Source organism: Mesorhizobium sp. M7A.F.Ca.CA.002.15.2.1, assembly GCF_003998715.1.
GTDB classification, from domain to species: Bacteria; Pseudomonadota; Alphaproteobacteria; order Rhizobiales; family Rhizobiaceae; genus Mesorhizobium; species Mesorhizobium ciceri.
Genome location: NZ_RZPI01000220.1, coordinates 1 through 7,883, shown reverse-complemented (window position 1 = coordinate 7,883; position 7,883 = coordinate 1). Strand labels below are relative to the sequence as shown.

General features: G+C 60.4%; 11 protein-coding genes and 2 pseudogenes. 7 read left to right on the top strand and 6 right to left on the bottom strand.

Features of this window, described 5'->3' with window-relative positions; all coding sequences use genetic code 11:
* Nucleotides 1-271: pseudogene (gene tdh / locus ENZ74_RS14535) on the top strand (L-threonine 3-dehydrogenase); the annotation flags it as partial.
* Between the two features lie 8 nt (nt 272-279).
* Here tdh and ENZ74_RS14530 read toward each other — a convergent pair.
* The gene (locus ENZ74_RS14530) at nt 280-786 is read right to left on the bottom strand and encodes a DUF2380 domain-containing protein (RefSeq protein WP_063167736.1); all 507 of its coding nucleotides are present in this window, start codon (nt 784-786) and stop codon (nt 280-282) included.
* A 145-nt stretch (nt 787-931) separates the two neighbouring features.
* A complete protein-coding gene (locus ENZ74_RS14525) occupies nt 932-1,405 on the bottom strand; it encodes a MarR family transcriptional regulator (RefSeq protein ID WP_024505603.1) in 474 nt (157 codons plus the stop codon).
* 87 nt (nt 1,406-1,492) lie between these two features.
* Here ENZ74_RS14525 and hmgA point away from each other — a divergent pair, with 87 nt between their 5' ends.
* The 5 genes and pseudogenes from hmgA to ENZ74_RS35115 all read left to right on the top strand — a co-directional run.
* Nucleotides 1,493-2,806 carry a homogentisate 1,2-dioxygenase gene (hmgA, locus tag ENZ74_RS14520; protein ID WP_024505602.1) on the top strand — a complete coding sequence of 438 codons (1,314 nt, stop codon included), beginning with the start codon at nt 1,493-1,495 and terminating at the stop codon, nt 2,804-2,806.
* Between the two features lie 11 nt (nt 2,807-2,817).
* Nucleotides 2,818-3,705 (top strand): MBL fold metallo-hydrolase, encoded by an 888-nt coding sequence (locus tag ENZ74_RS14515; RefSeq protein ID WP_032899759.1) that lies wholly within the window; start codon nt 2,818-2,820, stop codon nt 3,703-3,705.
* Complete coding sequence (locus ENZ74_RS14510; protein WP_063167737.1) at nt 3,702-4,715, top strand: fumarylacetoacetate hydrolase family protein; 1,014 nt, start codon at nt 3,702-3,704, stop codon at nt 4,713-4,715. Before ENZ74_RS14515 ends, ENZ74_RS14510 begins: the two co-directional genes overlap by 4 nt.
* 4 nt (nt 4,716-4,719) lie before the next feature.
* Nucleotides 4,720-5,007: a hypothetical protein gene (locus ENZ74_RS14505; protein WP_063167738.1), complete on the top strand. Its 288-nt coding sequence runs from the start codon at nt 4,720-4,722 to the stop codon at nt 5,005-5,007.
* A gap of 4 nt (nt 5,008-5,011) precedes the next feature.
* Nucleotides 5,012-5,107 (top strand): annotated as a pseudogene (locus ENZ74_RS35115) (damage-inducible protein DinB); the annotation flags it as partial.
* A 27-nt stretch (nt 5,108-5,134) separates the two neighbouring features.
* Here the strand turns inward: ENZ74_RS35115 and ENZ74_RS14495 are convergent.
* The 3 genes from ENZ74_RS14495 to hppD all read right to left on the bottom strand — a co-directional run bounded on the left by ENZ74_RS14495 (nt 5,135) and on the right by hppD (nt 6,900).
* Nucleotides 5,135-5,404, bottom strand: a complete 270-nt coding sequence (locus tag ENZ74_RS14495; RefSeq protein ID WP_244514291.1) for a type II toxin-antitoxin system VapC family toxin — start codon at nt 5,402-5,404, stop codon at nt 5,135-5,137.
* A 93-nt stretch (nt 5,405-5,497) separates the two neighbouring features.
* Complete coding sequence (locus tag ENZ74_RS14490; RefSeq protein ID WP_013532313.1) at nt 5,498-5,725, bottom strand: type II toxin-antitoxin system prevent-host-death family antitoxin; 228 nt, start codon at nt 5,723-5,725, stop codon at nt 5,498-5,500.
* Between the two features lie 62 nt (nt 5,726-5,787).
* The gene (gene hppD / locus ENZ74_RS14485; protein WP_063167739.1) at nt 5,788-6,900 is read right to left on the bottom strand and encodes a 4-hydroxyphenylpyruvate dioxygenase; all 1,113 of its coding nucleotides are present in this window, start codon (nt 6,898-6,900) and stop codon (nt 5,788-5,790) included.
* A 138-nt stretch (nt 6,901-7,038) separates the two neighbouring features.
* On the opposite strand from hppD, the gene ENZ74_RS14480 reads away from it, so the two are divergent.
* On the top strand, nt 7,039-7,506 hold the full coding sequence (locus tag ENZ74_RS14480) for an Lrp/AsnC family transcriptional regulator (RefSeq protein ID WP_013532311.1): 468 nt from the start codon (nt 7,039-7,041) through the stop codon (nt 7,504-7,506).
* A 77-nt stretch (nt 7,507-7,583) separates the two neighbouring features.
* Here ENZ74_RS14480 and ENZ74_RS14475 read toward each other — a convergent pair.
* Nucleotides 7,584-7,883, bottom strand: a 300-nt coding sequence (locus ENZ74_RS14475) for a TIGR01244 family sulfur transferase (protein WP_127312830.1), incomplete at its 5' end; no start/stop codon positions are given.

Genomic DNA, 7,883 nt, shown 5'->3' with positions numbered 1-7,883 from the left:
CACCATGAACAACGGCGGCAAGATCGCCATTCTGGGCATCGCCCCGACCGGATTCGAGATCGACTGGAACAAGGTCATCTTCAAGATGCTGCATCTCAAGGGCATCTATGGCCGCGAGATGTTCGAGACCTGGTACAAGATGATCGCGCTGGTGCAGGGGCCGCTGGATGTTTCCGGGCTTATCACGCACCGCATCGGCATCGACGATTTCCAAGCCGGCTTCGATGCAATGCGCAGCGGCAGTTCCGGCAAGGTGGTGATGGATTGGTAGATGCCGCCCTAACGCAGAATTCTGTTTTTCATCAGCCATTTCACGGAGCGGGGCCACGCGTAGTTCGCACCCATGCGAAGATCGGTAAACCCCTCCGAAACATGTTTCCCGGTTTCGGCGTCAAGGATGCGAATGAACATAGTATGTTCTGTTCGGTTGACGCGCGTTACGACGCCAAGCAAGGCAAGCGACGCGCCGTGCTCCTTGGCAATCGGGCCTTCACAACCAGCGCAGTTGCGCAATCCGTGCGGCGCCGTGGCCTGTGTATCCCTCGCCGGCACATCAATTACTGTAAAACGCCCAGACTGGGAGAGCATGTCCTTAGCAACTTGTGCTGATTCCGACAGATAGCGCCTGTCATATTCATCCGGGGGAATTATTCCCGCCCCGGCGCTCTTGTCCTCCAATTCGAAAGGGAACACTTCGATCGACATCGGCTTTGTCTGCTGCGCCTGCGCAAATGTGCAGGTGCCTACAAGCAGCGTCACCAGGACACTTAATGTGCGAATGCTCATCGTAGTCCTCCTGTCGGTATGATGGGCATTATACGCGGCCTGACAACGCAAATAACGATTAAATCGAAAGCAATGCTATGCTTCGGGAGTTTCCACGCAGTCTCGCTCGAACTCCGTCGTTCAGAGTGATTGGCTTGATCTTGGACTAACTCTTGCTCGGGACCAGACTGGTCTCCAATGCAGCCAGTCCGCTGGTGATCGCCGTGCGCTCTTCAGCGCTGAGCCTTGCCAGCAAATCCCGTTCGAACGCCTTCGCCAGCGGCACCATCTCGCGATAGGCGGCAAGCCCCGTTCCGGTCAGCGTCAGATGTTCGATACGGCGATCTTTCTCATCAGGTGTCCGCATCAACCAGCGCCGCCGCTCGAGTTCAGCCACGGCGCGTGAAACCTTGGTCTTGTGCATAGCCGATTGCTCGCCGAGTTCGGTCGCAGTCATCGTTCCATGCTGCCCCAGCCCCGAAAGGGTGCGCCATTCCGGCCGCGTCAGGCCATGGCTGTCCTTGTATATCCTCGAAAATTCGCGGCTGACGGCGTCGGCAAGCCGGTAGAGCCGGTAGGGCAGGAAGTTTTCCAGATTGAGAATTTCAGCCGCGTCGGACGCTTCGCTCCTGATCGCCATTTTTCAAAGCCGCCATTGATGGTTACATTTTCGATGGTTACAAATGAAACCAGTTTGGTCAATTGAGATCCATTCCGGGAGGAAGCAATGGCCTTTTCCTATATGCCGGGCTTCGGCAACGATTTTGAGACCGAGACGCTGCCCGGCTCGTTGCCGCAGGGACGGAATTCGCCGCAGCGGCCGGCCTACGGCCTCTATGCCGAGCAGCTTTCAGGCTCGCCCTTCACCGCGCCGCGCGGCACCAATGAGCGGTCCTGGCTCTACCGCATCCGGCCGAGCGTCAAGCACACCGGCCGCTTCAAGGCGGCGAGCTATCCCTTGTGGAAGAGTGCGCCCAATGTCGGCGATCATGAACTGGCGCTCGGCCAGTATCGCTGGAACCCGGTGCCGATGCCGAAGGAGCCGACCGATTTCATCGCCGGTATGCGCAGCATCACAACCGCTGGCGACGTGCTCGGGCAGACCGGCATGGCGGCGCATGTCTATGTCGCCAACACCTCGATGGCGGACGATCATTTTTTCAATGCCGACGGCGAGTTGCTGGTCGTGCCGCAAGTCGGCGCATTGCGCTTCGTCACCGAGATGGGCGTCATTGAGCTGCGGCCCGGCGAGATCGCCGTGCTGCCACGCGGTCTGGTCTTCAAGGTCGAGCTGGTCGACGCCGAAGTGCGCGGCTACGTCTGCGAGAACTACGGCGCCAAGTTGACGCTGCCCGATCGCGGCCCGATCGGCGCCAATTGCCTGGCCAACCCACGCGATTTCAAGACGCCTTGCGCCTGGTTCGAGGAGAAGGAAACGCCGTGCCGGCTGATCGTGAAATGGTGCGGCAATTTCCATGTCACCGAGATCGGCCATTCGCCGCTCGATGTCGTTGCCTGGCACGGCAACTATGCGCCCTACAAATATGATCTGGCGACCTTTTCACCGGTCGGAGCGCTTTTGTTCGACCATCCCGATCCGTCGATCTTCACCGTGTTAACGGCACCAAGCGGCGAGGAGGGCACGGCCAACATCGACTTCGTCATCTTCCCGCCGCGCTGGCTGGTGGCCGAAGATACCTTCCGGCCGCCCTGGTACCACCGCAACATCATGAGCGAGTTCATGGGCCTGATCCACGGCCAGTACGACGCCAAGGAAGAAGGTTTCGTGCCTGGCGGCATCAGCCTGCACAATCTGATGCTGGCCCATGGGCCGGATGCGCCTGGCTTTGAAAAGGCCTCGCGCGCGGAGCTGAAACCGGTCAAGCTCGACAACACCATGGCCTTCATGTTCGAGACCCGATTTCCGCAGATGCTGACCCGCTACGGCGCCGAGCTCGAAACCCGGCAGGACAACTACATCGACTGCTGGGCCGACCTGAAGAAGCGTTTCAACGGCACGCCCGAGGGCGACTGGTCTTGATCACCGAGCCAATGCCGGATCGGCTGGTGCTTTTGGGCTCGAAGGGTGGCCCGGCATTGCGGCCGGGTGGTCCATGGCCGAGTTCGTCGCTGCTGCAGATCGGCGGCCGCAGCATCGTCGTCGACTGCGGCCTTGGCGTGACGCGTGGTCTGGTCGATGCCGGCATCAGCCTGAAGTCGCTCGACCTGATCTTCATCACGCATCTGCACTCCGACCATGTGCTTGAACTGGGGCCGCTGATCCACACCGCCTGGACGGCGGGCCTCGCGACGCCCGTCGGCGTGTTCGGTCCGCCCGGCACCGGTCATTACTGGCGGCGCTTTTGCCAGGCGATGGAGTTCGACATCGAGATCCGCATCGTTGACGAAGGCCGGCCGGATATTCGCGATCTGGTGTCGATCAGCGAATTCGGCGAAGGCCAGGTGGTCGCGCAGGGCGGCTTGACGGTTTCGGCGCTGCGCGTCGAGCATCCGCCGGTGACCGATTGTTTTGCGCTTCGCTTCGAGCATGGCGCCAAAAGCGTGGTGTTCTCCGGCGACACGGCCTTTTATCCGCCGCTCGCCGATTTTGCCCGAGGCGCCGACATCCTCGTCCACGAAGCCATGCTGGAAGAAGGCATCGAGCGACTGGTGGCCAGGACCGGCAATGGTGCGCGGCTCAGAGAGCATCTGCTCGCCAGCCACAGCTTTGCCGAAGAGGCCGGCAGCATCGCAAGCGATGCCGGCGTGAAGAGATTGGTGCTCAACCACCTCATTCCGGCCGACGATTCTTTGATAGGCGAGGCCGACTGGACTGCCGCCGTCAGGAAAACTTGGAACGGCGACTTGACGATCGCCCGCGACGGTCTTGTTGTGGGCTTAAGCAGCGCCAAAGCTGCAGCAGGAGAGGAAACCGCATGAAGCTTGCCACATTGAAGGACGGGACGCGCGACGGGAAACTCGTCGTCGTCTCGCGCGACCTGACACGCTTCACCGACGCCTCGTTCCTGGTTCGCACGCTGCAGGCGGCGCTCGACGACTGGCGGCGCATCGCCCCGCATCTCGCGACAATAGCGGAATCGCTTGAGAACAATGCGATGCCGGCGGAGCGCTTCCACGAACATGACGCCCATTCGCCGCTGCCGCGTGCCTATCAATGGGCCGATGGCTCGGCTTACGTGAACCATGTCGAGCTGGTGCGCAAAGCGCGCGGCGCCGAGATGCCGGCGAGCTTCTGGACCGACCCGCTGATCTACCAGGGCGGCTCGGATTCTTTCATTCCGCCACGTGATCCGATCCGCACGGCTGACGAAGCCTTCGGCATCGACATGGAGGGCGAGGTCGCTGTCATCGTCGACGACGTGCCGATGGGTGCAAGCCTCGAAGAAGCAAAGGCAGCGATCCGACTGGTCATGCTGGTCAACGACGTTACGTTGCGCGCGCTCACCGGACCGGAACTGGCCAAAGGTTTCGGTTTTTTCCAATCAAAGCCGTCCTCGGCGTTTTCGCCGGTCGCTGTGACGCCGGACGAACTGGGTGATGCCTGGGACGGCGGCAAGGTCAGCCTGCCGCTGCTTGCCGATCTCAACGGCAAGCCGTTCGGCCGCGCCAATGCCGGTATCGACATGACCTTCGACTTTCCGGCGCTGATCGTTCATGCAGCAAGGACACGGCCATTGGCCGCCGGCACGATCATCGGTTCCGGCACCGTCTCCAACAAGCTCGACGGCGGGCCGGGCAAGCCTGTCTCGGCCGGCGGCGCCGGCTATTCCTGCATCGCCGAACTGCGCATGATCGAGACCATTGTGTCAGGCGAACCCAAAACGCCATTCCTGCGCTTCGGCGACACGGTGCGCATCGAGATGAAGGACAAGGCTGGGCATTCGATCTTCGGTGCCATCGAACAGAAGGTCGAGAAATACGAGAGGTAAGGGCATGACGGGGGTCTATCTGCTGGCCGGTGTCTGGGCACTCGCCATACTGGCGGTCTTCATCCAGGCGATCCGGCTGAGCTATCGCATAGAGGCGCGCTCGCCTGACCTGACCAACCGCAGCGGCTTTCCGCGCAAGGCGATGATGTTCCACACCATCACCAACATGGACGTCGCGCGGGACGCGGAAACGCAGAGCATGCGTCGGCGTATGAACTGGTTGCTGCTGATCGTTCTTGCTGGATTTGTCGTTATGTGGGCGGGCTTGTATCTGTCGCGGTCAACCGGATGACGTGATGAGCCTGCCCGACTACCCGCGCAGCATGGCCGGCAACAATCTCTGGTCGAACGACCGACTCTACCGCGCGGTATTGTCTCTTCAGCCCGGCGAAAGAGGTCAAGCGGCTGGGCTTGGGCGATCAGGCCAATACGACGTCATAGGCTGAAAATTGCCGATCCGCGGAGATCAACGTCAGGCCTTCAATTTGGGTCTGCGCAATAAGCAGGCGGTCGAAGGGATCGCGGTGGTGAAGCGGCAGATGTTCAAGTCTCGCCGCGTGTAGTTCGTTTACGCCGAGAATCGGAATCCCGTTCGATCGCAGGAGGTCCACGATGTCGCCTGTGAGCGTCACTTTGCCGAGCGATTTCTTGATGGCGATCTCGGCCACCGAGACGGCGCTGACGATCACATCCTTGCCTGTGAGAAAGATATCGCGCCGAAAGACGTGAATCGGCGTTGAGTACCCAAAGCAGAATATGGGTATCGACCAGATATCTGCGGCTCATTTAATATACTCGTCCCATTCGGGACCGAGTTCATCAAAATCATCCGATATCCAAATCTGGCCTTTCAGGGCGCCAAGCAAGCCTTTGCTCCCACCAGCCCGAACGGGAGCGCTCAAGGTTGCGACAACCTCTCCATGTCTGGTCAGATGGATCTCTTCGCCAGCCTGGGCACGTTTCACCAATTCGGAAAGCTGAGCCTTCGCTTTTGCCATGGGGATATTCATAGACGACCTCTTATGACCAGAATTTAGGTCATAATTGGCCGGGCCGCAAGTGAGTTCGATGGCTATTCCGCCGCCTGAACCTTGATCACGCCACGCTTGATCTGGTCCTGCTCGATCGATTCGAACAGCGCGCGGAAATTGCCTTCGCCAAAACCTTCGTCGCCCTTCCTCTGGATGAACTCGAAGAAGATCGGCCCGATCACGGTTTTCGAGAATATCTGCAGCAGGATCTTGGTCGTGCCGCCGTCGACGACGCCTTCGCCATCGATCAGGATGCCGTGCTTCTTCATCCGCTCGATCGGTTCGTCATGGCCGTTCACGCGGTCATACGACATGTCGTAGTAGGTTTCAGGCGGGCCGGGCATGAACTTCAGCCCGTTCTCGGCCAGTCTGTCGGTGGCCTCGTAGATTTCGTCGGTGCCGACGGCGATGTGCTGGATGCCTTCGCCATTGTACTTCTTCAGGTACTCGGCGATCTGGCTGGTCTCGTCCTTGGACTCGTTGAGCGGAATGCGGATCTTGCCGCAGGGCGAGGTGATGGCGCGGCTGACCAAGCCGGTGATCTTGCCGTCGATGTCGAAGAAATGGATCTGCTTGAAGCCGAACAGGTTGCGGTAGAAATCCCACCATTTGTCCATCTGGCCGCGATAGACATTGTGGGTCAGGTGATCGAGATAGTAGAAGCCGACGCCTTCCGGCCGCGGGTCGCGCGCACCCAGCCACTCGAACTCGGCATCATAGGCCGAACCCTTCTTGCCGTAGGTCTCGATGAAATAGAGCAGCGAGCCGCCAATGCCCACGATCGCCGGCACGTCCAGCGCCTTGTCGGCGCCTTCGTAAGGTGTGGCACCCTTGGCGACCGCATGGTGGAAGGCGTGTTTGGCATCGACCACCCGCCATGCCATCGAAGCCGCGCAGGGGCCGTGCCTGTCGACGAATTTCATCGCATGCGAGCCGGGCTCGGCGTTGACGACATAGTTGATGTCGCCCTGCCGCCAGATGGTGAGGTCTTTCGTGCGGTGCTTGGCCACCGCGATATAGCCCATGCGGGTGAACAGCTCAGCCAGCTTTTGCGGCTCCGGATGCGCGAATTCGACGAACTCGAACCCATCGGTGCCGGCCGGGTTGTCCTTGCTGATCCTGGCGGGCGGGGCGTCGTGCGGGAAGGGACCCATAATATTCCTCCGAAAGCTGGCCTGGCCTGAAAAGGCGATTTGACACGATGATAACGCGGAGGAGGCGCACGGTGCTTGCATTCAAACGCTTGAAATGATGATGTCATGCGTGAAGCGTGCATGATGTAAGGGAAAGCCATGGATGAGGCGCGCATTGACCAGTTCGACCGCAAGATAATGGCACTGTTGCAGGGTGATGCGCGGCTGACCAACAACGATCTTTCGGAGCGGGTGAACCTGTCGGCGTCGCAATGCTCGCGCCGCCGTCAGCGGCTGGAGGAGGACGGCTTCATCAGGGGCTATCGCGCCGTTCTCGACCGCGACAAGCTCGGTTTTTCCCTGGTCAACGTCATTTCGGTCACGCTCGCCACCCACAATCGCGACAATGCAAGGCGCTTCGGCGAACTGGTGGCGCGGCTGCCCGAAGTGCAGGAAGCGCACGCGCTGACCGGCGAGATGGACTACATCCTGAAAGTGGTGACGCCGGATCTCAAATCATTGTCGGAATTCGTCAACGGCGTGCTACTGCCGCACGAATCCGTGCAGCATGTGAAAACGGCGATCGTGCTGGAGACGCTGAAGGAAACCGGCGCGCTGCCGATTTAATCTGAGCGGATATCATTGATACGTCGGCAGGCCAGAGGGGGTGTGAAGGATCGCCAGCCTAATGACGGAAGGGCCGTTCAACCCTTCGACTGCTGGATCAGTCCATAGAGATTGGTGCAGCGGGCGCCGGAACGGCAATAGGCGAAGACCGGGCCGTCGAGTTCCTCGAGCGCTTCGGCCTGATCCTCGACATTCTCGGCCGTGATCTGGCCGCTGATCACCGGAATGTAGCGGAAGGCGAGGCCTGCGGCTTCGACCGCTGCCCCGACGGTGTCGGCAGAAGGCTGGCCCGGCTGTTCGTCATCGGGCCGGTTGCAGATCACACTCTTGAAGCCCGCTTCCCTGATGGCGGCGACGTCTTCGGGCTGGATCTGGCC

Coding starts and splice junctions, on each gene's coding strand:
- ENZ74_RS14530 (WP_063167736.1), bottom strand. CDS start 786: ATGAGCATTCGCACATTAAGTGTCCTGGTGACGCTGCTTGTAGGCACC.
- ENZ74_RS14525 (WP_024505603.1), bottom strand. CDS start 1,405: ATGGCGATCAGGAGCGAAGCGTCCGACGCGGCTGAAATTCTCAATCTG.
- hmgA (WP_024505602.1), top strand. CDS start 1,493: ATGGCCTTTTCCTATATGCCGGGCTTCGGCAACGATTTTGAGACCGAG.
- ENZ74_RS14515 (WP_032899759.1), top strand. CDS start 2,818: ATGCCGGATCGGCTGGTGCTTTTGGGCTCGAAGGGTGGCCCGGCATTG.
- ENZ74_RS14510 (WP_063167737.1), top strand. CDS start 3,702: ATGAAGCTTGCCACATTGAAGGACGGGACGCGCGACGGGAAACTCGTC.
- ENZ74_RS14505 (WP_063167738.1), top strand. CDS start 4,720: ATGACGGGGGTCTATCTGCTGGCCGGTGTCTGGGCACTCGCCATACTG.
- ENZ74_RS14490 (WP_013532313.1), bottom strand. CDS start 5,725: ATGAATATCCCCATGGCAAAAGCGAAGGCTCAGCTTTCCGAATTGGTG.
- hppD (WP_063167739.1), bottom strand. CDS start 6,900: ATGGGTCCCTTCCCGCACGACGCCCCGCCCGCCAGGATCAGCAAGGAC.
- ENZ74_RS14480 (WP_013532311.1), top strand. CDS start 7,039: ATGGATGAGGCGCGCATTGACCAGTTCGACCGCAAGATAATGGCACTG.